This window comes from Nitrosospira sp. Nl5 (assembly GCF_900102495.1).
In the GTDB taxonomy this organism is placed as follows: domain Bacteria; phylum Pseudomonadota; class Gammaproteobacteria; order Burkholderiales; family Nitrosomonadaceae; genus Nitrosospira.
In genome coordinates, this window is the sequence record NZ_FMVQ01000004.1 from 203,557 (window position 1) to 225,121 (window position 21,565).

23 protein-coding genes are annotated in these 21,565 nt (G+C 54.4%); 11 read left to right on the top strand and 12 right to left on the bottom strand.

What is annotated here, in order from left to right:
• Positions 1-10: 10 nt before the first annotated feature.
• The 4 genes from BLP45_RS06270 to BLP45_RS06290 form a co-directional block, all read right to left on the bottom strand.
• A complete protein-coding gene (locus tag BLP45_RS06270) occupies positions 11-1,195 on the bottom strand; it encodes a M48 family metalloprotease (protein WP_090370860.1) in 1,185 nt (394 codons plus the stop codon).
• A gap of 25 nt (positions 1,196-1,220) precedes the next feature.
• Positions 1,221-1,664: a hypothetical protein gene (locus BLP45_RS06275; protein ID WP_090370861.1), complete on the bottom strand. Its 444-nt coding sequence runs from the start codon at positions 1,662-1,664 to the stop codon at positions 1,221-1,223.
• Position 1,665: 1 nt separating this feature from the next.
• Positions 1,666-3,180 (bottom strand): CHASE2 domain-containing protein, encoded by a 1,515-nt coding sequence (locus BLP45_RS06280; RefSeq protein WP_176754682.1) that lies wholly within the window; start codon positions 3,178-3,180, stop codon positions 1,666-1,668.
• A gap of 348 nt (positions 3,181-3,528) precedes the next feature.
• A complete protein-coding gene (locus BLP45_RS06290) occupies positions 3,529-5,025 on the bottom strand; it encodes an FAD-dependent oxidoreductase (RefSeq protein ID WP_090370866.1) in 1,497 nt (498 codons plus the stop codon).
• 237 nt (positions 5,026-5,262) lie between these two features.
• Here BLP45_RS06290 and BLP45_RS06295 point away from each other — a divergent pair, with 237 nt between their 5' ends.
• On the top strand, positions 5,263-5,730 hold the full coding sequence (locus BLP45_RS06295; RefSeq protein WP_090370868.1) for a ferritin-like domain-containing protein: 468 nt from the start codon (positions 5,263-5,265) through the stop codon (positions 5,728-5,730).
• Positions 5,731-5,760: 30 nt separating this feature from the next.
• On the opposite strand, the gene BLP45_RS06300 is transcribed toward BLP45_RS06295, so the two are convergent.
• Both BLP45_RS06300 and BLP45_RS06305 read right to left on the bottom strand, forming a co-directional pair.
• Entirely contained in the window at positions 5,761-6,273 is a 513-nt protein-coding gene (locus tag BLP45_RS06300) for a lipocalin family protein (protein WP_371128735.1), read from the bottom strand.
• A 143-nt stretch (positions 6,274-6,416) separates the two neighbouring features.
• Positions 6,417-7,814: an adhesin gene (locus tag BLP45_RS06305; protein ID WP_090370872.1), complete on the bottom strand. Its 1,398-nt coding sequence runs from the start codon at positions 7,812-7,814 to the stop codon at positions 6,417-6,419.
• Positions 7,815-8,162: 348 nt separating this feature from the next.
• Here BLP45_RS06305 and BLP45_RS14915 point away from each other — a divergent pair, with 348 nt between their 5' ends.
• Positions 8,163-8,813, top strand: a complete 651-nt coding sequence (locus tag BLP45_RS14915) for a PEP-CTERM sorting domain-containing protein (RefSeq protein WP_256327721.1) — start codon at positions 8,163-8,165, stop codon at positions 8,811-8,813.
• Positions 8,814-8,879: 66 nt separating this feature from the next.
• Here the strand turns inward: BLP45_RS14915 and BLP45_RS06315 are convergent, their stop codons facing one another.
• On the bottom strand, positions 8,880-9,182 hold the full coding sequence (locus BLP45_RS06315; RefSeq protein WP_090370874.1) for a putative quinol monooxygenase: 303 nt from the start codon (positions 9,180-9,182) through the stop codon (positions 8,880-8,882).
• Positions 9,183-9,284: 102 nt separating this feature from the next.
• On the opposite strand from BLP45_RS06315, the gene BLP45_RS06320 reads away from it, so the two are divergent.
• The 3 genes from BLP45_RS06320 to BLP45_RS06330 all read left to right on the top strand — a co-directional run bounded on the left by BLP45_RS06320 (position 9,285) and on the right by BLP45_RS06330 (position 11,941).
• Entirely contained in the window at positions 9,285-10,250 is a 966-nt protein-coding gene (locus BLP45_RS06320) for a GlxA family transcriptional regulator (protein WP_090370876.1), read from the top strand.
• A 177-nt stretch (positions 10,251-10,427) separates the two neighbouring features.
• Positions 10,428-11,423: a serine/threonine protein kinase gene (locus BLP45_RS06325; protein ID WP_090370967.1), complete on the top strand. Its 996-nt coding sequence runs from the start codon at positions 10,428-10,430 to the stop codon at positions 11,421-11,423.
• 65 nt (positions 11,424-11,488) lie between these two features.
• Positions 11,489-11,941, top strand: a complete 453-nt coding sequence (locus BLP45_RS06330; RefSeq protein ID WP_090370878.1) for a YchJ family protein — start codon at positions 11,489-11,491, stop codon at positions 11,939-11,941.
• A gap of 85 nt (positions 11,942-12,026) precedes the next feature.
• Here the strand turns inward: BLP45_RS06330 and BLP45_RS06335 are convergent, their stop codons facing one another.
• Positions 12,027-12,482 carry a hypothetical protein gene (locus tag BLP45_RS06335; protein WP_090370880.1) on the bottom strand — a complete coding sequence of 152 codons (456 nt, stop codon included), beginning with the start codon at positions 12,480-12,482 and terminating at the stop codon, positions 12,027-12,029.
• A gap of 332 nt (positions 12,483-12,814) precedes the next feature.
• Positions 12,815-13,210, bottom strand: a complete 396-nt coding sequence (locus BLP45_RS06340) for a hypothetical protein (protein ID WP_371128734.1) — start codon at positions 13,208-13,210, stop codon at positions 12,815-12,817.
• 704 nt (positions 13,211-13,914) lie between these two features.
• Here BLP45_RS06340 and BLP45_RS14920 point away from each other — a divergent pair.
• Positions 13,915-14,784, top strand: coding sequence for a PEP-CTERM sorting domain-containing protein (locus BLP45_RS14920; protein WP_090370886.1), 870 nt, complete (start codon positions 13,915-13,917; stop codon positions 14,782-14,784).
• A gap of 130 nt (positions 14,785-14,914) precedes the next feature.
• On the opposite strand, the gene BLP45_RS06355 is transcribed toward BLP45_RS14920, so the two are convergent.
• Entirely contained in the window at positions 14,915-15,571 is a 657-nt protein-coding gene (locus BLP45_RS06355) for a response regulator transcription factor (protein WP_090370887.1), read from the bottom strand.
• 203 nt (positions 15,572-15,774) lie between these two features.
• Positions 15,775-17,577: a sensor histidine kinase gene (locus BLP45_RS06360; RefSeq protein ID WP_256327722.1), complete on the bottom strand. Its 1,803-nt coding sequence runs from the start codon at positions 17,575-17,577 to the stop codon at positions 15,775-15,777.
• Between the two features lie 260 nt (positions 17,578-17,837).
• On the opposite strand from BLP45_RS06360, the gene BLP45_RS06365 reads away from it, so the two are divergent.
• The 5 genes from BLP45_RS06365 to BLP45_RS06380 all read left to right on the top strand — a co-directional run bounded on the left by BLP45_RS06365 (position 17,838) and on the right by BLP45_RS06380 (position 20,870).
• A complete protein-coding gene (locus BLP45_RS06365; protein WP_090370891.1) occupies positions 17,838-18,110 on the top strand; it encodes a VOC family protein in 273 nt (90 codons plus the stop codon).
• Between the two features lie 388 nt (positions 18,111-18,498).
• Positions 18,499-18,654, top strand: a complete 156-nt coding sequence (locus BLP45_RS14590) for a hypothetical protein (RefSeq protein ID WP_176754683.1) — start codon at positions 18,499-18,501, stop codon at positions 18,652-18,654.
• Positions 18,655-19,212: 558 nt separating this feature from the next.
• Complete coding sequence (locus BLP45_RS06370) at positions 19,213-19,644, top strand: YciI family protein (protein ID WP_090370893.1); 432 nt, start codon at positions 19,213-19,215, stop codon at positions 19,642-19,644.
• A 60-nt stretch (positions 19,645-19,704) separates the two neighbouring features.
• The gene (locus tag BLP45_RS06375; RefSeq protein ID WP_090370895.1) at positions 19,705-20,133 is read left to right on the top strand and encodes a VOC family protein; all 429 of its coding nucleotides are present in this window, start codon (positions 19,705-19,707) and stop codon (positions 20,131-20,133) included.
• Positions 20,134-20,327: 194 nt separating this feature from the next.
• A complete protein-coding gene (locus tag BLP45_RS06380) occupies positions 20,328-20,870 on the top strand; it encodes a dihydrofolate reductase family protein (RefSeq protein WP_090370897.1) in 543 nt (180 codons plus the stop codon).
• A 247-nt stretch (positions 20,871-21,117) separates the two neighbouring features.
• Here the strand turns inward: BLP45_RS06380 and BLP45_RS06385 are convergent, their stop codons facing one another.
• Positions 21,118-21,525, bottom strand: coding sequence for a VOC family protein (locus BLP45_RS06385; protein WP_090370899.1), 408 nt, complete (start codon positions 21,523-21,525; stop codon positions 21,118-21,120).
• Positions 21,526-21,565 lie beyond the last annotated feature (40 nt).

Below are 21,565 nucleotides of genomic sequence, written 5' to 3' on the forward strand. Positions count from 1 at the left end.
TATTGAATGCTCAATCGCCTTTTGCTGGTTTTGCTTTTATCTCTTTATAGATCGCGTCCAGATTTGCCGCTCGTTCTATTGTATTAGGATGGCGCTTGATCGGCGTGTCGACAATCTCATGCACCGATGCCGCCAATCTCTCCAGGTCCGATACCGGAACGGAGGTCGCTTTTTCCGGCTCTGGAGCGGGCAGGTCTTTCAGGAATACTTGAATCGAATCCGTCAGCTTCTGCTCGTCCGCGAAAACGCGATCAAGCAATTTAATCGCGCACGCATCGGACTGCAACTCCTGATCGATATGATGGCGGGTAAAAAGGTTTTTACCCACCTTGACGTGCTCTATTACCATGCCCGGATTACTTCCGGCACTGGATACTACGTTCACCAAATCTTTTTTGGCTGAAATTGAATCAACCACCATGCTTTGCAAATCCTTTGTCTCATGCCGCTGCAGTACGTGGGCCACCTCGTGCGCAAGTGCGAAGTAGGCTTTCGGATGGCGGGCGCTGTTTGCAATCAGGCCCTGATCGATATAGAGAAAGCCTCCTGGCCGGGCAACTGCATTTCCCCCGCTATTTTTCAGGATGAACAACTTGAACTCGTACTCATGCTTCTGATCCACCTTGGAAAGAATTTCGTCCAGCATCTTATCCGCGATGGGATAGTATTTCTTGCCGAGCTTGTGATTCCTATCCAGAAGATCAGTTTCTTCTTTATGCGACCGTTCGCCGTACATCACCTCAGCCGTCATCGGCAACCAGTTCAACTGTTTTGCCGCAAGCTTGAGAGAGTGAGGGATTTCTTCCATTGTATCGAGACTGATAGCACCAGGGTCTTGCGCTATCGCGAGGCTTGAAAACAGGCTGCCCAAAATTTTTTCTCCTGTCTTAATTGCTTCTTCCACTCCAAAAGTAGCCAGCGACGCCAGATTATCCGTAAGCTCGAAAGGTTGCACGATCTGCGGACAGTTTTTATCCAAAACCACGGAGGCCTGCGAAGCGGTGGCAGTGATCTTTTTGATATTGACATCGGCGGCGCCAGGACCCTCCTCCACAGACGGAGGGTCCTGTTTCGCTCCAGAACCTTTGAACAGATTGAAGAGAGATGGCTTCTCCTCATTCGCGTGGCTCGCGGAAGCCGCGGCCAGCAGCAGGATCGCGCAAAGCGCCTGCTTCGCAGGTAACAATGTATTCATGATTCCCTCCTGAGGTGGTGGCGGATCAATATAGTTTTTGCTGCAACTGCTGAATTTTCAGTTCGCGAGCATCGTAATAGCCTTCTTCGTCAAGGATTGCAGCCTCGTAAACGAGCCGGGCATTCTCATCTTTTACTTCACTTTGCATCTTTTCTATTCGGGCGCGAATTTCGGGATTACTTAGTGCTTCCCGCAGATTACCTTGTGCCTGCTGCGTATTTAGCGGCTTGTCCTCTTCCAGTCTCCTGCCGCCGGTCTTGCTATGGCCGGCCAGTTTCCGCAGCACCAAGGCCAGCGATTCGCAGGGCACGGAATAAGAATGGTCATTGATCACCGACTTAAAAACGATCCAGAGCGCATCGGGGACCCCCGTCTCCTTTATTGAAGGGTCACATTCCAATTCGGCGGCATGCGCCGCTCCCACGCCGGTTAAAAACAAGCCCAGGGACAACCAAGCTGCAGCTTTCATATCATCCTCCGTGAGAACGCGTCGAAACAATGGATAGCAGTACCAAGATAAGCCAGATAAGCCGGCGCGATGCGAGCAGATAAACGGCTGGCTTGTTCCGGCGCCAGAGACATTTGAAATCCAGATAAACGAACCTTTTAAAGCTTTCGCACAGGCTCCGGCTATCGACGAGTAGGCAGTCCGATCCGGTTCCGGCGCCGGGCTCCAGTTGAATTTCCGCTTCGCCGCGGGCCGCGCTCCGCTCCCGGGTCAGATCCCGCCCGACGCGAATCGCCTGGGCAACGGACCCCGAAACGAAGCTCTCGAAAAGCATGCCGACGGCAATCGGAATGGGCGAAGCCCAGACCCCAAAATTTTCCAGGATGAGCAGAGATAGGTAGGAAAAGATAAGCATCCCCAGCACCACCAGCCCGAGCAGACGGAAAATCAGCCAGGGGGCCAGTAGTTGATTCGTCGGGGAGGAGATATTGAGCCGAAAGGTGAAGTAGCGATGCCAGCACCAGGCAATGACGTAGCCGAACATCAGCCCCCACCCCAGATCAACGATCAACTTGGAAACGTTGTAGTAATCTTTTTCATGCTCGATTACCCGCTCGAACGTAGATGCAAAGGCAAGGGCATGGAGCTCGACCCCGTACTTTTCATCCATCGGCGTGAGGAATCGATCGTCTCCACCGTAGGTGGCGCCGAGGAAGACCACTTTGCCGCCCAGTTGATGTGTGGAAATGCCGTCGCTAATGGCCTTGGGCGCTAGCGAAGAAGACGGCTGGAAATTGAGCATCGGTTTATGCTCTTCAAAAGGCCGAGAAATACCCGGGAGGGCATTCCCGCAGCGCTTATCCGCGGCATGGGCGCAATATGAAGCGCGTGCGACCTGGGCCAGCGCGGTGGGATGCGAGTAATAGGTCAGAACCACGCCGTATTCGAGAGGCAGCTTTGCATTGCCGAAACGGACACCGGCGTTCTCCATTTCACCGGCCCACCCCCTGGCCGTGACTTCCCGCTCCTCGAAGGGTCCAGCCAGTATTGTCGGAATCGCCTTGGTCTGCGCCTGAATCATCTCCTCCAGCGCCTTCTCGCATTTGGCGATATCCCCCCAACCATGGTCGTCACCCCCGCTTTCCGGCGGCTTCAACGCGGGAGAAAGATCCAAATCGATAACGACAATGCTGGGCGACGAGTCGTATATTTCTTTCAGGTGGGAGAGGAGCACGCATCGATTAAGAGGGGACCTTTCCAGGTATTCCCTTTTATGCGTTTCACCGTCGATGGCGACTACCACCGCTAGCGAATCGCGGGGGGAGGAAGCGAGTGAGCTGAGGTGCCCGATAACCACGTACGCATAGCGGTCTATCTGGTGCAGCCAGTGGGTGTGGTAATGGATCGTGGTGACGATGGCTGCAACCAGAACTATCTGGGGCCAGTCGTTGACAATATAGTGATGGAGATTGGAAAAAGAAAAGAACCTGTGGTGGGCGTCTGGCGATTCTTCCGTTTTCTCGTTTTTATAGCCCATGCCCCACATCCTTTCCAGATGCCGAACCAGCCGCCTCCGATTTCCCGGGCAAAGCCTTGTCCCCGAAAATCCCTATTGAGCGGTAATTTGCGCCGGTTAGCCAGACCGTAAAGCCCGCGTGCCGCACATCCCTGAAATGCGGCGAGCTTCCCACGCGACCTACGGGAATTTGTTGAAGCATCAAGCCCATACGACAGTATTTGAGTATAGCTCAATTATGCAATCCTGGTATACATATTCCGTGGCATGTGAAAATCAGCAAGCGTAGGGCGGCAACGAGCGAAGCGCGTGCCCCGAATGAGAATCCATCAATGCTATTGCTTCGCAGCTGCTAACGGTGTAAAGCTATCAAGCCTTCAGCAACTTGCGTTGCAGCGGCTCCACCGCCGGTCCCTCAAGCACTGACCCGTCGGGTGAGAAGCGGCTTCCGTGGCAGGGGCAGTCCCAGCTCGTTTCGACGCCGTTCCAATGGACTTTGCACTTCATATGGGTGCATACCGGGGAGACGGCAAACAACGCGCCGTTCTTGTCTCTGTATACCGCGAGCGATTCGTTCTCGACCTTCACGATCGCGCCGTTGCCCGGCATGAGTTGCGACAAGGAAATCTTATCCCCATCCGTCACGTAGTCCTTGACCAGGGATTTCAGCACACTCGCTGTTTCTTCGGCGATGCCCTTGGCACCCTTCAGCGGCGCAAAACGGCTCGCCTTGACGATCGGGGCAAAGAGGTTGTCCCTGCCGGCAATCAGGTCGCGGATAAGCGATGCGGCCACGGTTCCATAAACCAGGCCGTCGGTCTCGAAGCCGGTCGCGATGAAACAGTCCGTCGCGTCCCGCCCGATATAGGGCAAGCCGTCGGCGGCGCTGTAATTCTGCGCGGACCAGCGGAACGCAATCTCGCGTATGTCGAAGTGCGCGCTGGCCGCGGTTTCGAGCCTATCCAGACTGAGGATGGCGTCCTCCTGCCCGGTCTTGTGCTCCTCCCCGACGCAGACAAGGAAAGCCGCATCATCCACCTCCACGTTACGCACCGAAAGGCGGGCGACGCCGCTGCCCCAGAAAATTCCCGGGGGAAACGCGTTCTTCGCAATGGGCGTAGCGAGCCCATATTCACGGTTCGCAATCATTTCCGCCTGCACCAGGTGCACGCCCTTCGGCGTGTGCGTGGCAAACACAATCTCCCTGGCTGTCACCGTCCCGTTGACCGTGCGTACGACACGCTGGTCTGTATCCACCTCAAGAACCATCGAATTCTGGAAGATAAGGCAACCCTTGGCTGCAGCTTGGCGGGCGAGTTCGCGAACATAAGCCTGCGGGTGAAACTGTGCCTGGTTCTCCAGGACCAGCACGGACCCATGCGGGGGGGCAAAAGGAGCCGGCAGCGTCTTTTCAAGATGTGCCGGCAGCCCTGCCTCGCGTGAGGCCTGGTACTCGTTTTTAACGGATGCCTGTGCGTTCTCGGATGTCGCGTAGCGGTGCAACCGGCAGCGCCGGAACCCGCAAGCGATATCGAATTGCCGCACCCGCTGCTCGATCTGATCTACCGCCGAGCGCCGGGCGGTGGTTACGGCATGGGCGACGTCGCTCCCCCATCGATCCACGATGCGGTGAACTCCACGGCTGACGGTTTCATAAAGGTTGCCCGTCGAATTGCCGGTGCTGCCAAAGCCCACATCGCGGGCTTCCAGCAGCACAACCGAGATGCCTTCCTCAACCAGATTCAACGCCAGCGTCACCCCGGTAATGCCGCCGCCCACGATCGCCACGTCGGCAGAGATAGCTTCCTGCAACGTCGGAAAAGCCGCTTCCGGTGCGGTTCCGCGCCAGACAGAAGTTGTGTTCATGATAGCCCTCTCTCTTTTATTCCAAACGTGAGGAGTATCGTAAACATAAACTTCAGATTCTCTGTACGCTAAGGCACATAGTTTTATTCACCTGCCTGGGTTCGTGTCGCTCTCAATCCAACGTGGAATGTGCTTCAACGTACAGACCAAATGGCCGGCGCATTTTATTCTTTTGGAAAGTATCGGATCTTTAAGCAAAAACGGCTTTAAAACCTAGCGCTTTCTCCGGAGAATAAAATGGACAATGACAGAATTATAAGCGTGCTGAATGGCCTGATCGAGATCTCGCGCGACGGCGCGGAGGGTTTCAGGACTTGTGCGCAGGATGTGGACGACCCGGCGCTGAAACGATATTTTCAGAACCGCGCCGAGAGTTGCATTTACGCCGTTAGCGAGCTGAGCTCGGAAGTCCGGCGTTACGGCGGCGACCCCGACACAGCTGGTAGCGCGACGGGTACATTGCATCGCGCCTGGGTTGATCTAAAAACAGCGCTCACGAGCCAGGATAATCTTGCGGTGCTTGAAGAATGCGAACGCGGCGAGGCTGCCGCAGTGATGGCGTACGAGAATGCCCTGAGGGAAGAATTAACCGGCGACTTGCGGGCGCTTCTTGAAAAGCAATGCGATGGCGCGAAAAGAAACCATGACCGTGTACGCCAATTGCGCGATGCAGCCAGGCACTCCAACAGTACCGGGCTGTCCTGATTGCGGCCGGAATTGGAAAAGGCCCTATCCCTATTTATGTTTCACGTAGATAAGCTTGTCGGTATCGAAACCCAGTTCATTGGCCTCGTTTATGAACTTCTCCATGATGTCTTTGGTAACGCGCGGAGTTCGGGAGAGAAACCATAGATAACTTCTATCCGCCCCTGTTACAAAAGAATACTGGTAGTCAGCTTTGTCAAGACCGAATATTACGTATGATCCGTAAAAAGGAGGGAAGAAGGAAACCCTGTAATAGCCGATGCCGGGATCTTTCATCGGATACGCTTTGCCCTCCGCAACACGCCATTCCCCTTTTTGAGCATCATATCCACGATTTACGACTTTCATGCCGCCGTCATCAAGCAGACTGTAATTGGCGGTAATGTCGCTCAAACCCTTTTCGAAGGAATGCTCCAGGCGCGCGATTTCATACCACTCACCAAGATACCGCTGGGCATCGAAGTTCTTGACCGGCGTAATCCCCTTGGGAATTCCAGCACATCCAGCCAATGTCACGAAACCTGCTATCAATAGCACACGCAGCGATTTATGCATTCAAATACTCCATTTTTACAGTGATGCTGTTATATGCTGCTAGCATGGCAGGATAAACACAGGAATGGCCAAGTTCCACACTTATACACCGGTAAACACAGCGTAATGGGCATGGTACTTTGTTAGCAGCGCTATTTTGAGATCCTGTGCAACGTCAGTGCAGGACCTCCTTTTGTTTCCAGCGTCGCGGTGTTGCCATCGGCTCCCAGCCTGAATGCGGCCGTCTCGGTTCCGGAAAAGCCCGCACAGCCATTGTTATCATAAGTAAATCCCTTGATATTCAATGCCTTGCTGGCTGAATCATAGGTGTATGACGCGAATTCGACACCCGGATCACCGCAGCTTTCATGATCGGCACTTTTAATATCTCCGATTGGATCAACCATCATGTATTTCCCGTTGGAAAAAAACAGGTAAGTGGGGGTCTTGATGGATGTCGGATCAGAGGCCCAGGCCCCGACAATGCCTTTAGGATCGTTCTCCATCCTGAAATAAAGATTCTCCTTGACCTCGGTCTTGATAGGTTCCTTCGAAGAACTGATCTCCAGCGTGCCGGCGATATGAAAGAGTTCGCCGAAGAGGCTCTTCTGCTCCCTCTTCCTTTGCACGGTAAAAATGTCCGACGTGATCAAATCGGAACCATCGGTACGAATCCGCCAGTTTGGCCGGGGGTGCGACAGCCCGGCGTGAAGATTGGTATCGATTACCGGCGTTGCCGCGAACTTGAATCCCCTGGTATCCATCGCAGATAGACGGGCGGCGCCATATTCCACGCCGGCTTTACTGAGCAGGTTGCCGCCGCATACCCGGTTGGTGTCGCAGGAATCGTCAGGCGTCGCTTCCCCTTGCAAATACTCCCCACTGCCGTCTGCTGAAATGCGAATAACGGAAGCGGTTGCATCGTCGTGTCTAACCCAGATGTTGGTGCCGAGCATGTTCATGCCCTGCGAAAGAAAGTGGGCTTTGGCTTGCGCCGCGGTTTTGGCCCGGTCGCCAATGCCGCCCGCCTCCATCGCCTTCTGCAATTCGGGTGATGCGGCAAACGCGGCAGGATCACTGTCCAGATCGATCGAGGCACTGACAGCCGACGCGGCGCTGGCGGGAATGAAAATCCCGTTCCCAAGATTGCCGTCCCCGTCCAGGGATTGAAACAGGATAAGCAGGTTTCGCAATCTATTGTCGTTATCGCCCGCCAGCTGTATGGGCGTAACGATCGCAGCCCCTTTCACTTTTCCGAGGCTGAGGCTGCCCAGTTTGAACTCGACCGTATCCCCATGATTGTACTTGAAGACGCCATGCTCATCCGTCGTGCCTGAACCTGAGGGCGATGCGTAGGCGACGCCGCCCACCGCGGTATCCAGCAACCTTCCGGTGGCCGGGCCTGTTTGCGGCTTGCCGCCGCCACCGCCCTTGCCACCGTTATTTGACGAAGGCTCGCTTCCATCACCACAGGCAGCAAGGCTCAGGGCCAATGCCATTGGCAGCAAACGCGCCAGGGAGGCTGTTATCGTGTTCCGAGTAAATTTCATTCAGTTAAATCCCGAATTGATTGAGAGCAGCATTTTAAACTATAACGCTACGATTCTGAAAAACATCCTCCTCTTTTTCTACACTGCGGAAATGTAACCTGCTGGAAACGGATTTCGACGCATATCCCGTTCGCCGGGGCCGGCGATGCCTGTGAAATCAGAAGAAAATGTCTCCTCCAGTCATACAAATAGCCCGTTCGGATAGTCCATTCGGTTCATTATCATTTCTCGGCGATCAAGCTAGAGTAAGAATTGTTATCTTTATTATCAACACGCTATCGACCCTTTATATTGGCCCCTTGACCGGGGTGAAAATAGGTTTTACCACGAAAATATAAGGACATAGATATGAAAAAAGAATTAGTATTGATAAGCGCATTATTTTTCAACGCCGGCGCGGCAATGGCGAACGGCACAGTGAGTTGGGCTCTGTGGTCGGGACCCAACGCAACGTTCACGCAGAACAGCGACACCATCGACCTGACTTATACCGGGCAATGGAACTCGATCGATACCAATGCCAGCTATTTCAATACGGTGCCCGCATCTTTCACCAGCCCGGAAGTCACCAATACCCCAGGCGCTAACGGAGCGATCCACATGGTGGGCGGCACTTCCGAGGTCAACACCCTGCATTTCTCGCAGCCGGTTGTCGATCCTGTGATCGCTGTTTATAGTGTTGGGCGCACGAGTGCGCCTGTAACGTTCAATTTCCTGGACGATCCTACTTTCGTTATCGCGAGCCAGGGCGCCGGATATTGGGGTGGCGGCACACTCACGCAAAGCGGAAATTCCGTGACCGGGCTGGAAGGGAATGGCCTGCTGCAGTTCACTGGCAGTTATACCGATATTTCATTTACAACGCCTGACAGTGAAAGTTTTTACGGCTTCACCGTCGGAGCAATGGCCACGGTAGTACCGGAACCTGAAACCTACGCCATGCTATTGGCCGGCTTGGGATTGATGGGATTCCTGACGCGTCGCCGCAAGGCTTCTTGATCAGAATTCAATCCTGAGCCACGAAGGGACTTCTGTCCCTTCGTGGCTTTTTCTTTTCCAGCAGCTTCAATGCGGCAGTTTCGTCGCGAGCACATCTACATGCTCGATCTGCGGTGGCTCGGCCAATAACTCCCCGGCATTAGCCATCAGCGCTGCTGCGATCGGGCCAGCCAGATGTGCCGAGCGTCCCGCTTCGTCAGCGAAGGCGTCGAAAATGCCGAAAGTCGATGGCCCTAACCGTAACGCGAACCACACCGGCGTAGTGGCTTCCTCATTCGCCATGGCGAGGGCGCTTTCAAGGAAGCTGGCGACAACCGTTTCTTTCCCGGGTTTGGCTTGCAAGCGGACTAACAGGGCAACTTTTACCATGTGATCTCTCCTTTCTAAAGTTGAACTACGAGAGCCGACTGTAAGTGATGAAGCCAGTGCCTGGCAAGTGGCAAGATTGACAATTATGATATAATTCCTGCCATGCGTATCCACGTCCTTGCCCTCGATGAAGTTTTTGATACCGGTTTATCCACTATTCTCGATACCTTCAGTATCGCCAACGATCTGGCAGAGTCTGCCGGAACTTCTTCAGTTCATTTCGAGGTAACTGTCGTCGGAGTTCGCCACCGGGTGCGCACCAGTCATGGATTGTCAGTGCCGGTTATATCGGCGGCGCGGCTTGAACGGCCTGACATTGTGCTGATTCCCGCCCTCGGAGCAAAAATGCCACAGACACTGCAGGTGGCGCTCGAGCGGCGGGATGTGGCGGATGCAGGTGAACTGTTGCGAGAATGGTCCGATGGGGGCAGCTTGGTGAGTGCCGCTTGCACCGGGACCTTTGTCCTTGCGAACACATCGCTGCTCGACGGGCAGAGCGCCACCACTTCATGGTGGCTGGCGCCGTTGTTTCGCGAACGTTACCCTAACGTCAAGCTGGAAGAATCGCGCATGGTCGTCGGTTCATCCCGTTTCGCCACTGCGGGAGCGGCATTGGCACATATTGACCTGGCACTATGGCTGGTGAGGCGCAGCAGCCCTGCGCTTGCCGCATTGACGGGCCGTTTTCTGGTGATTGATCCACGCCCATCGCAGGCGGTTTTCATGATTCCAGATCATCTCATGCATACGGATCCATTGATCGAGCGATTTGAACAATGGGCGCGACAACATCTGGCCGATGGCTTCTCGCTCAGCGCGGGGGCCAACGCAACCGGAACCAGCGAGAGAACTCTCGCTCGCCGCCTGAGGACAGTGTTGGGCAAGACTCCGCTCTCCTATTTTCAGGATCTGCGCGTAGAGCGCGCGGTACACCTGCTGCAAACAAGCAATGATAGCATTGACCTGATCGCCGCCCGGGTGGGCTACGCAAACGGTGTGACATTACGCACGCTCCTCCGCCGCAGGATTGGCCGATCCGTAAGTGAGCTGCGTGCGGGCAAGCGATAGCCTCGGCAAGCAAGGGTCATCGTCACGGCAGCCTACCGGGGGCAGGCTTCATTTATCCTGGGGGTTGTGGCAGGCGGGTCAGCACTCAACAAAGAAGAAAACTGGTAGCATGAAACCAGCCATTAACCGTTGAAAGGCAAAAAACCGGTGGAACCCTTTGTTGAGCAAATAGCGGTGATGGAAACGAGCAACCCGTCGCCCCGGGACTTTTCTACGCTTCCGCCCGATTGCGTGTTGAATGCCCTGGAGAGCGTGGGCTTCCGCAGCGATGGCCGTCTGCTGGCACTCAACAGCTATGAAAATCGCGTCTACCAGGTCGGCCTGGAAGAAGGCGCCCCGCTGGTGGCGAAATTTTATCGCCCCTGGCGCTGGACGGATGCGGCCATACTCGAAGAACACGCCTTCGTGCAGGAGCTGGCCGAGCATGAAATTCCCGTCGTGCCCGCGCTGGTGCTGGAGGGAATAACGCTGCACAGTTTCAAGGGATTCCGCTTCGCTGTTTTTCCCAGGCACGGCGGCCGTGCGCCTGAACTGGAAGATCGCAGCACGCTTGAGTGGATGGGGCGGTTCCTCGGCCGCATCCATGCTGTCGGCACACTCAAGCCGTTCCGCGAACGTCCCACGCTGGATATCGCCAGCTACGGTGAACAGCCGCGGGATTACCTGCTGACGCACGGATTTATTCCGACCGATCTCGAGGCGGCCTATCGCAGTGCGGTGAATCAGGCGCTGGACGGCGTGCGGCACTGCTTCCGGCGCGCGGGAGAGATGCGCGCCTTGCGCCTTCATGGCGACTGCCATGCGGGCAATGTGTTGTGGACGGACGACGGTCCGCACTTCGTGGATTTCGACGACAGCCGCATGGGGCCGGCAGTGCAGGATTTATGGATGCTATTGTCGGGCGAACGCGCCGACATGGCGCGGCAATTGAGCGACGTGCTGGCGGGGTACGAGGATTTCTGCGATTTCGACACACGTGAACTGCATCTGGTCGAGGCACTGCGCACCCTGCGCCTGATCCATTATGCGGGATGGCTCGCGCAACGCTGGGACGACCCGGCCTTCAAGCAGGCGTTTCCGTGGTTCAACACGGCCCGCTATTGGCAGGATCGCATCCTTGAATTGCGCGAACAGATCGCACTGATGGATGAGCCGCCACTGTGGCAGGCATGATTCTTATCTTCGTTGCAGTCGTGGCTACGAAAAGAAGGCGCACCCGCTGATTCTTTCAGGTTTATATGGATACGAAACAGACGTGCCCGTGCGGCGCAACCGGGGTAACGGCCAAGCAGCCGGGGCCTCGCGGCAAAGCCCTGAAGGGAGGGGCCAGTAAACGATATGCGGACTGCTGCGGCCGCTATATCGACCTTGGCGAACCCGCGCCCACAGCGGAAGCATTGATGCGCTCACGCTATACCGCATATGCGCTCGGCCGTGGGGATTATCTGCTGGCGACCTGGCATCACGGCACACGCCCGGCTTCCCTTGAACTGGCGCAACTGGCAGAGGACCCACGCAGAATATGGCTGGGACTGGAAGTAAGGCGCCATGAACAGCTCGAGCCGGATCATGCGGTGGTGGAATTTGTGGCGCGCTACAAGATAGAGGGCCGCGCGCACCGTTTACACGAGACCAGCCGCTTCCTGCGCAAGGCAGGGCGGTGGTTCTATGTGGATGGCGATATCGCCTGAGATGGACGGGTAAAAAAGGGGGGCGCGAACTTGCAGTCTGACATACCCGTCATAATTTGACTGTGCCGCGCGCCCCCACGCTACATTATAGGGCGTTGTCCTGTGACCCGGACTTGACCTTGACCTTGTTTTCCCGCTGCTGCTGTGTTTCCGCCGGGGCCGCGTAATCGCGCTTCGCAAGTTCCGCCGCTATTTTCTGGTGATAAGAAGCCTGCTTTACGCTTTCTTCCGCGGTTTGCTCGTATTTGCGCAGTAACGCCAAGTTATGCGATTCGAAATCTTGTCCCTGCCGACCGTAGAGATAGCTTTTTTCCCCATATTGTTGAAGGACTTTCTTTTGCTCCTCCGCCTTTACGAGCGATTCTCTAGCCACATTCTGATATTGCTTCGCCAACTTATCATGGTCGGCGTAAGTCTTGGCATTCTCCGCGGCCTTGCGAGCATTGGCATTCTCCGCTTCCAGAGGTGTCATCTGTGCACACGACGCCAATAGACCGAGCATGGATAAAACTGAAACGAATTTTCCTAATTTTGTTTTCATGACAGTAATGAACCCAAATAGAATGAAAGTGACTTCATACTACCGCGCTTAATGCTATGAGGATATTGGGGAAACCCTGGTTTTATGCTAAGGGAAACCCTTAGGCAACATTTGCATGGTAAAAGTGATAGATGGGAAAGTGATAATCCTGGATCTCCCAAGCCCGAAGGAACTGCGACTGTGATGATGGAGGTTATGAGATTGCCTGGGAGGCTGCGGTATGAGTACTGAAAAGCGGCGCCTTTCCAGCCGTTGGGTAAAAGAATCCGCTCTCGCCTGGCTGTTGTCAGGCTTCGAGCGGATCTCCCGCAACGGAATGCGTATCGGCGGTCTTATAAGGCGTTGCCGGAGCTTCCATTAAAGTCCTTCCGGTCTGTTCCGGCCGAGGCCTTGTTTTCCCGGCTGCTTCCCTGGGCGGCGCGGTTAACCTGGCCGAGTTCCGAGGCCATTTTCTGGTGATACGTGGCCTGCTTTATGTTTTCCTCGGCGAACTGCCGGTATCTGCGCAGCAACGCTGACGTATGGGCTTGCAAGTCCTGCGCACGTCTGCCATAGAGATAGCTTTTGTCCTCATAATGCTCAAGCAGTTTATTTTGTTCCTCAGCCTTTGCCCGCATTTCTTTCGCCGCATTTTCATATCGCTTTGCCAGACTATCGTGGTCGCCATAGGTGCTGGCATTTTGCGCAGCCCTTAGGGTAGCGGCATTCTCCACTTCGAAGGGACTCATTTGCGCGCAGGAAGCCAAGAGACCAAGCATGGATAAAACCGCAATGTGTTTTCCCAACCTCGTTTTCATGATAGCAATGAACCCAGATAGAATAAGTTAGGCGTATCCTATCGCGACCAACGCTATGAGTACATTGGGGAAACACTTGTTTTGTACTAAGGGAAACCCTTAGGCAACATTTATATGTCAGAAGTGGATAATGTAACACTTGCGCACCTCGGCAGGAAACCTGAAAATTACTCTCCCAACCGAAACAAAACGAATGAGGCTACCAAAACATTCGAATCAGCCCTTCGGCAGCGGTAGCTTTATCCGGGTAACCATAAGAATTTCTTTTCTTAGTAAATGACAAAATCTGTTTTCCCCCATCTTGAATGTCATGGCCCGGATCTTGCCCTGCTACCGTCCCCGGCCTAGAGCGTTTACGCCACACCTCAGGAAAGTCCCGTCTCTTTTGCTTGCCCATGTTGGCAACCTTCCTTCATCTGGTACCAACAGGTTGAGGCGCATATCTTCCAGGAGCACTCCGTCGCTTACTTTTATTGACGCAATCGCGGTCGTTCCAAATTTGTAATTTATAAAAAACCAGCTATGTTGAATGGACGCCTATAGGCGTTTTCTATCTGACCAGTACGTTGCGTACCAGATTGTCGCAACGATGCTAAACAGACCATAGCAATCCACAAATTTCGGAGGATGAGAAAATGCAAACGAAACTGATTTTAGGTGCTTTATCCGCAGTATCGCTGGGACTGCCTTCGCTTGCAGCAGCGTCGCCTGTCCTTGTCCGTTCGGCTGGGGGAGATTCTACGCCCGCGTCGATAAACGCTGCCCGCGATCAATTTCGCGTGGATTTGGGTGGCGGCACCGTGGCGGGTCCCAATGGCTTGTTCGGAGATGCGCGTCGCGAAATAAATTGGGACGGGACACCGGACGGCTTTTCGGCCCCGAATAACCTGCCGGGAAATTTCTTTAATTCCAACTCGCCGCGCGGCGCGGAGTTTTCGACGCCCGGAACAGGCGTTCAGGTCAGCGCAAATAGCGGGATAGCCCCCGTCGAATTCGATAATATTAACTCCGGCTACTCGTCGACTTTTGGTGTTTTCAGTTCGCAACGCCTCTTTACCGGCGTAGATAGCAATGTCGTGGACGTTTCTTTCTTTTTACCAGGAACTACCACACCCGCGCTGGTTTCGGGTTTCGGTGCGGTCTTTACGGATGTCGATCTGACAAGTTCAACAAAGATTGAGTTTTTCGACGCCGCCAATGCTTCCCTGGGGATTTACGCCGTGCCCGTTGGCACGGTTGACTCGGAGAGCCTGTCATTCCTGGGGGTATCATTCACCGACGGACCCATTGTTTCTCGCGTCCAGATCACCAGCGGAAACACGGCACTTGGCGCGGGGGTCAATGATGGTGCCCCTTTTGGCCCGGATAACATTGTCGATCTTGTTGCCATGGATGATTTCATATATGCCGCACCTGTGCCGGAACCGGAAACCTATGCCATGCTACTGGCAGGTCTTGGGCTGATCGGTGCAATAAGCCGTCGCAGGAAAGTTTTCATTAACTGATTCAGCAAGAAGCGGCCTTGAACGGGGACCGCGGTTCCCGTTTTTCATTTTGCGCACATTCCATTGTCCGATTGCGATTCAGAATGCAATCAGCTGTGCAGCGACACTGGCATCTCCCCTGCTTATCTGCCTAACGCTCTTCCGAGATCCATTGTGTGGCGTAACGTATCAAATCGGCGCCATCCTTCAGATTCAGTTTGGAGCGAATGTTGAATCGGTGTGTTTCGATCGTTTTAATGCTGCGGTTCAGCAGCTTGGCGATTTCCTGGCTGCTATGCCCGGAGCCGATCAAATGCAGCACTTCAAATTCGCTGGGGGTCAGGCTCTTGATGAGCGATTCCGGCTCGGCACTCCCGGTCGCGACCCGGTTCAGCAGCCGCGCATGCATTTGCTTGCTCAGGTAAACGTTGCCCGCCAATACCTCGCGGATAGCGCTTACCAGTACCTCCCCCGGCTCCTGTTTCATCACGTAGCCGCGTGCGCCGGCCCGCAAAGCGCGTTCGGCATAGGCGGCTTCGTCATGCATCGAGACGACGAGCACCGGTAATCCCGGAATCAGGTGATGGATGCTTTTTATCACTTCAAAACCGGAGAGGGTTTTGAGAGATACATCCATTAATACGATATCGGCATGATGCCCCGCTTTGAGCGTGGCCAGCGCTTCATCGCCGTCGCCAGCCTCGGCGGACACCTCCATATCAGGCTCGAGATTGATGAGCATCGCCATGCCATGCCGCAGCATGGCATGGTCGTCCACAAGCATTACCTGTGCTTTCGAAACTGACATGTCAGAAGCCCTTGGTGTAGTGAGTCAGAGATATCCTTACATAACCGGTTCAAATGAATAAACCGGGCGGAAATGTTAAAAATGACTGGGTTGTTGTCAGACAAGGCGCGAGGAGGCGCATAGTTACTCATATGCAACGACGAGCAACGCGGTATGGCGGCAATCCAGTCATTTTTAAGTAACGATATCGCTGACTCGCCACACTAACCCATTCGCATTTTTAGCCGCACTTCCGTGCCTTCGGCACGCGGCAGGAATTCAAGTATCGCGCCGAGTTGCCGGGCGCGATACTGCATGATTTTAATGCCCATCCCCGTTGTGGTGCCGCGCTTTGGGTCGACACCGGCAAAGCCTCTGCCGTCGTCGCATATCGACAGGCACAGCATGTCTTCCTCGGAGGCCAGCGAAATTGTCAGATGTTGCGCGCCACCGTGACGTATTGCATTGTTGACAGCCTCCTGGGCAATCCGGTAAAGGTTAAGCGCAATATTGTTGTCATCGACAAAAACGTCATTCTTGCGCACGAAATTACAGGTAATTTTATACGTCGCCGAGATTCTCGATGCAAATGCCTGTAACGCGGCCATCAGGCCATTGGTCTCCAGCTCAAACGGAAGCAGGCCCTGCGCGAGCTGCTTGCATTGCATCACGGCGGTCTGCGCCTGGCTTGCAATGGAAGCGGCAACCGTCGCCGCATCCACACACCCCGAGGCGAATATTGTTTTCTCCAGGGCTCTTGCTTGATAGCCAATCGCCGCAATCTGCTGCCCAAGATTATCGTGCAATTCCTGCCCGATCGAACGCTGGTGTTCTTCAGCGATGGAAACCAGCGTCTGCTCCAGCCGCTTGCGCTCAAGCCATCTCTCCAGATCGTTCGCGACGGCGTCGATGAGCCGCTGCTCTTCCGGTATCAGGAAGGGTTTATCTTCAGGATAGAAGACGCGCAACTGGCCGCAAAGCTTGTTGTTGACAGTGATCGTCGATTGCAGCTCATGCGTAAGGCCCTGGCCGTGATTCTCCGAAGTGAAGCGCCTGCCGTCGAGTTCGATCAGGGCGGTGGCGATTTCCGGGAACTGCATTGCCGGTATCAGGTGCTCAAAAATCTGCTGGCAAGCGCTGTCCATCGATAATTCCAGCCCCAGGCCCCGGCGGATCTCATAGAGGCAGGTGATTTCCTTCAGGCGCTCGCGCAGTGCCTCATCCATCTGCTTGCGCTCAAGCCACCCCTCCAGATCGCTTGCAACGGCGTCGATGAGCCGCTGCTCTTCCGGTATCAGGAACGGTTTGTCTTCAGGATAGAAGACGCGCAACTGCCCGCAAGGCGTGTTGTTGACAGTGATTGTCGACTGCAGCTCGTGCGTGAGGCCCTGGCCGTGATTCTCCGAGGTGAAGCGCCTGCCGTCGAGTTCGATCAGGGCGGTGGCGATTTCCGGGAACTGCATCGCCGGTATCAGGTGCTCAAAAATCTGCTGGCAGACGCCTTCCAGTGGCAATTCCGGACCGATTCCACGCCGGATCTCATAGAGGCAGGTGATTTCCTTCAGGCGCTCGCGCAGCGCCTCATCCATCTGTTTGCGCTCAAGCCACCTCCCCAGATCGCTTGCAACAGCGTCGATGAGCCGCTGCTCTTCCGGCACCAGAAACGGTTTGTCTTCGGGATAAAAGACACGCAGCTGGCCGCGGGGCTTGTCGTTGACATTGATCGTCGATTGCAGCTCGTGCGTAAGGCCCTGGCCGTGATTCTCGGAGGTGAACCGGCTGCCGTCCAGTTCGATCATGGCGGTGGCGATTTGGGGGAATTGCATGGCGGGTATCAGCTGCTCGAAAATCTGCCGGCAGATATTGTCCACCGGTAACTCCAGACTCATGCCACGGCGAATCTCATACAGACAGGTGATTTCCTTCAGGCGCTCGCGCAGCGCCTGCCCTGTGCTTGCAGGCTCCTCGGCCGCGGGACGGGCTGCTTCCACTAAGGTTCTATCCTTGCTGGTTATTGAGGACTTCATCGTTCGATCAACCCGAAAGTGTTCACCTGTTCCCATGGTGGGCCCTGCCTGATACAGTCCGATTTTATGAACTTATTCTACCGCTGCTGCTTTTTTTTCGCTGGACTGATTGATTTCCTGGCTACGCAGACCGTGCCTGGCAAAGGCGAAACGAAATAAAGTGTTACTTGACAATTTTTCCGGGAACCGGCGGCATTATTGCCGACAGACGACTCCAGGATTATGTTTGCACCAATATATCTCAAGGAAAGGAAAAGCGCATGTTAACCCCCGGCAAGAATACCAGAGCAACGATTATCCCCTGCCTTCGTTACCGGAACGCCCCAGTCGCGCTTGACTGGCTATGCGCAAACTTCGGCTTCGAGAAGCAAGCGGTCTATCCCAATCCGGACGGAACGACCGCGCACGCTCAACTCACGTTCGGCAACGGCATGATCATGCTTGGCTCCGCTTCCGGAGCGGAATCGAAATGGGGGCAACTGAGCAGGCAGCCCGATGAGATTAGCGGTGCGGAAACACGAGCGCATGTCTGATCGTCCCTGATGCCGATGCCCTCTCCAAAGAGAACGATGCTTTACTCAAAAGTCGGCTCTAACCAGTAGGAGATCGTTCAAAATAGGTGTAGCGGTCTTCGCCTTGTACTTTTGTACACTACTGTTTTTCTTTTTCTCTCATTACCATTCTCTAGCAGCCTGTCGGACTTAAAGGAATTCGGCTGCAAAAGCGTCTGGACGGTGCATATTTCACCGCTTTTTCGACCAATAGAACAACTATTGGCCTTCAAAATCGTCAAAATCTGTCCTCGCCCAGTCACTTTTTCGCATCGATTCTTCAAGTCCGACAGGCTGCTAGCGTTTCCAGCATTGTGATCAACATTTTGGCTTAAGGTTGATGAAGCCATTCCGTTATAAAGGATAGAACGTGGACGAGACGGCAAAAACAGAAGGATGGGCAACTGAAGTGGGGCAAGCTGCCCTCGCAGCACGTCCCAATCACAGCATTGTAGAAAGGAGAATTAACGTGGAAAACGACGAGGAACCTCAAGACATAATGAAGCAAGCCGAGGAGCTTGATTAATCCAGAGATACAAAATGGGGGAAAATGGGGACAGACCATGGTTTTTCGTCACATTTACCCTACCGGTCCACGGTCTGCAAGTTGACCAAACGCAATCGTGAGCAATGCTACCGCTGCAAGCGCGGTGATGGTCCTCACGTGATTCCACCTTGTTCAGCCGACGACGTAGTTGCGCCAGGTGTCGCTGGCCTTGGATTTCGAAGCATCGACGCGCGCCAGTACTTTGTTCTGCGGCACCTTGAAGACCATCGTTATTACATTAATTACCGACGAGATAGAGCGTCTGGCGGTTATTCAGCGGGCTCTCCGGATTAAGCTATCGAAATTACGGGACAAGTCAATCTGCGATGGTCTGATTCGCGCTTGTTCCGGGCGTTACTATCAGCATAGTACGAAATAATAAGCGTGAAGAAACAGGAATAGCCAAAACCAGTCGTAAAAAACGTTCGGCATGTCGATTTCACGGCTCCCCATTCGACAAGGCATAGAGTCCAGGTTCAGCCGGGCACATCTGCCCGGGAAGCCGGCTCTCAACCCGTAACCAATGGAGATACGACAATGCGATTCATGGTAATAGTCAAAGCCGACAAGAATTCAGAGGCAGGCGTCATGCCAAGCGAGAAGCTGCTTGCCGAAATGGGGAAGTACAATGAAGAGCTGGCGAAAGCCGGCGTGATGCTTGCGGGCGAAGGCCTCCACCCGAGCTCGAAGGGCGCGCGCGTCAGATTTTCGGGAGACAAGCGGACCGTCATTGACGGACCGTTCGCCGAGACAAAAGAGCTAATCGCCGGCTTCTGGATGTTCCAGGTGAAGTCAAAGGAAGAAGCGATCGAATGGGTCAAGCGCTGCCCCAATCCTCATGAGGGCGAGTCCGAAATCGAGATTCGTCAGGTATTCGAAGCCGATGACTTCGGCGCCGAATTCACGCCCGAGCTCAGGGAGCAGGAAGAGCGCATTCGCGCGCAAGTCGCCTCAGGCAGTGGCCGGTAGGCCATAGCCGCATCAAAGCAGTTACATAATTTCACCCACAACGATTGAAAAGGAGACATTATGCAAGTCCAGACCTATCTGTTCTTTGACGGCCGCTGCGAGGAAGCGATCGAATTCTACCGCGGCGCGCTCGGCGCCGAGGTGACGATGCTCATGCGATTCAAAGACGCGCCGCCTGAAGCTCCTTCCGACTCCAAAGAATCCTGTACGCCCCCGCCGGGCGGAGAGAACAAGGTGATGCACGCAAGTTTCCGCATCGGCGATACAACGTTACTGGCTTCCGACGGTCACTGCCAGGGAAAGCCCAGCTTCCAGGGCTTTTCGCTATCGCTCATTGCCTCCAGCGAGGCCGAGGCCGACCGGTTGTTCGCTGCGCTGGCCGAAGGTGGACAAGTACAAATGCCGTTGGCCAAAACCTTCTTTTCACCGCGCTTCGGCATGGTCGCCGACCGCTTCGGCGTATCATGGATGATCTACATGGAGCCTTGAAAACTGTAGGATAGGGCGAGATAGAGGACAGACTACTGTTTCCTGATCAGGCCAAGCAACTTTGTGTGGCAAGATAACTGCTGGCGTATCGCCATGACTGGTGCGCGTCTCGACGGAAGGACCGTGATCTGTCCTCTATTCCTCTATTTCTCTCCTAAACGTATGCTCCTTTATAATGCGATGAGATAGGAACGATGGCTAGAATCATCAGCTACATCGCTGCCAGCCTGGACGGCTTCATCGCCACGAGCGACGATCAGCTAGATTGGCTGTTCAAGTACGACGATATGGATCTCGGGGAGCACGACTACCGCGTGTTCATCAAGAGGATCCGCACGGTAGTAATGGGGCGTGGGACATATGATTTCATCGCCAGTGAACCAACGCCTTGGGCCTATGGCGATCAACGAGTTTTAGTTGTCACGTCACGCCCCATCGTCAATCCTAAGGGTTCGCTGGAGATCCGGCAGGATATCGATGCAGTGATCGCTGAGCTCCGAGCACTTAATGATGGCGATGTCTGGATGCTCGGCGGCGGGCAACTTCAAATGGCTTTCCTTGAACGCGGCGCACTCGACGAGATCGAGATTTACGTCATGCCGGAATTGCTTGGCGGTGGGAAACCCCTCTTTCCGGCTACTGGGTTCGAGACCAGCCCCAAGTTGATAAGCGCACAATCAATGGACAGAGGATGTGTCAGGCTCCATTATAGTTTTAACACATCACCGAAGCCTTGAAATATTCCCAGGTTCTGTTCGCCAAAGATGACGTCGAGAATGGATGCTTAGCAAGGCCTATTTTTATCGAATATAGCGAAAATTGGGGACAAGCGAAAATAGGGGACACGAAAATAGGGGACAGACCACGGTTTCCCTGATTTTAAGAGTAAGTAACTTTGCATGGCAAGATAACTTCTGGTATGACTGCCTAACTCCGCTTCCTGGTAGAAAACAGTGGTCTGTCCCCTATTTCCTTCCTTTCCATTTACCCCTGGTCTATTGCATCCAGTTCCATGTAGGCAAGCTCCCAAAGATGTCCGTCCAGGTCCTGGAAACCGTGCTGGTACATGAACCCGTAATCCTTGGACTCCATTGGCGCGGTTCCACCGGCGGCGATCGCCTTTCTTACCATCTCATCGACGTCATTCCGGCTCTCGCAGGATAGGCAAATAAGTACCTCCGTGCTTTTCGTTGCATCGCAAATTTCCTTGCGTGTGAAAAGCTTGAACTTTTCCCGCGTCAACAGCATGACGAATATGTCTTCACTTACAATCATGCACGTGGCGGTTTCATCGGTAAACTGCGCATTAAAGGCAAAACCAAGGCTGGTGAAGAACTCCACCGACTGGCCCAGATTGCTTACCGGCAGATTCACAAAAATTTTGGTACCCATGTTTCTTTCTCCTGATAACCCTGCACGATAGCGTGCTGTC

Bases quoted from the DNA above. Each gene is read 5' to 3' on its own strand.
- BLP45_RS06340 (WP_371128734.1), bottom strand. From the start codon at position 13,210: ATGAGTCCCTTCGAAGTGGAGAATGCCGCTACCCTAAGGGCTGCGCAA.
- BLP45_RS06315 (WP_090370874.1), bottom strand. From the start codon at position 9,182: ATGGTAAAAGTTGCCCTGTTAGTCCGCTTGCAAGCCAAACCCGGGAAA.
- BLP45_RS06305 (WP_090370872.1), bottom strand. From the start codon at position 7,814: ATGAAATTTACTCGGAACACGATAACAGCCTCCCTGGCGCGTTTGCTG.
- BLP45_RS06295 (WP_090370868.1), top strand. From the start codon at position 5,263: ATGGACAATGACAGAATTATAAGCGTGCTGAATGGCCTGATCGAGATC.
- BLP45_RS06365 (WP_090370891.1), top strand. From the start codon at position 17,838: ATGTTAACCCCCGGCAAGAATACCAGAGCAACGATTATCCCCTGCCTT.
- BLP45_RS06385 (WP_090370899.1), bottom strand. From the start codon at position 21,525: ATGGGTACCAAAATTTTTGTGAATCTGCCGGTAAGCAATCTGGGCCAG.
- BLP45_RS06335 (WP_090370880.1), bottom strand. From the start codon at position 12,482: ATGAAAACAAAATTAGGAAAATTCGTTTCAGTTTTATCCATGCTCGGT.
- BLP45_RS06320 (WP_090370876.1), top strand. From the start codon at position 9,285: ATGCGTATCCACGTCCTTGCCCTCGATGAAGTTTTTGATACCGGTTTA.
- BLP45_RS06360 (WP_256327722.1), bottom strand. From the start codon at position 17,577: ATGAAGTCCTCAATAACCAGCAAGGATAGAACCTTAGTGGAAGCAGCC.
- BLP45_RS14920 (WP_090370886.1), top strand. From the start codon at position 13,915: ATGCAAACGAAACTGATTTTAGGTGCTTTATCCGCAGTATCGCTGGGA.
- BLP45_RS14915 (WP_256327721.1), top strand. From the start codon at position 8,163: ATGAAAAAAGAATTAGTATTGATAAGCGCATTATTTTTCAACGCCGGC.
- BLP45_RS06330 (WP_090370878.1), top strand. From the start codon at position 11,489: ATGGATACGAAACAGACGTGCCCGTGCGGCGCAACCGGGGTAACGGCC.
- BLP45_RS06280 (WP_176754682.1), bottom strand. From the start codon at position 3,180: ATGGGCTATAAAAACGAGAAAACGGAAGAATCGCCAGACGCCCACCAC.
- BLP45_RS06375 (WP_090370895.1), top strand. From the start codon at position 19,705: ATGCAAGTCCAGACCTATCTGTTCTTTGACGGCCGCTGCGAGGAAGCG.
- BLP45_RS06355 (WP_090370887.1), bottom strand. From the start codon at position 15,571: ATGTCAGTTTCGAAAGCACAGGTAATGCTTGTGGACGACCATGCCATG.
- BLP45_RS06270 (WP_090370860.1), bottom strand. From the start codon at position 1,195: ATGAATACATTGTTACCTGCGAAGCAGGCGCTTTGCGCGATCCTGCTG.
- BLP45_RS06380 (WP_090370897.1), top strand. From the start codon at position 20,328: ATGGCTAGAATCATCAGCTACATCGCTGCCAGCCTGGACGGCTTCATC.
- BLP45_RS06290 (WP_090370866.1), bottom strand. From the start codon at position 5,025: ATGAACACAACTTCTGTCTGGCGCGGAACCGCACCGGAAGCGGCTTTT.
- BLP45_RS06275 (WP_090370861.1), bottom strand. From the start codon at position 1,664: ATGAAAGCTGCAGCTTGGTTGTCCCTGGGCTTGTTTTTAACCGGCGTG.
- BLP45_RS06370 (WP_090370893.1), top strand. From the start codon at position 19,213: ATGCGATTCATGGTAATAGTCAAAGCCGACAAGAATTCAGAGGCAGGC.
- BLP45_RS06325 (WP_090370967.1), top strand. From the start codon at position 10,428: ATGGAAACGAGCAACCCGTCGCCCCGGGACTTTTCTACGCTTCCGCCC.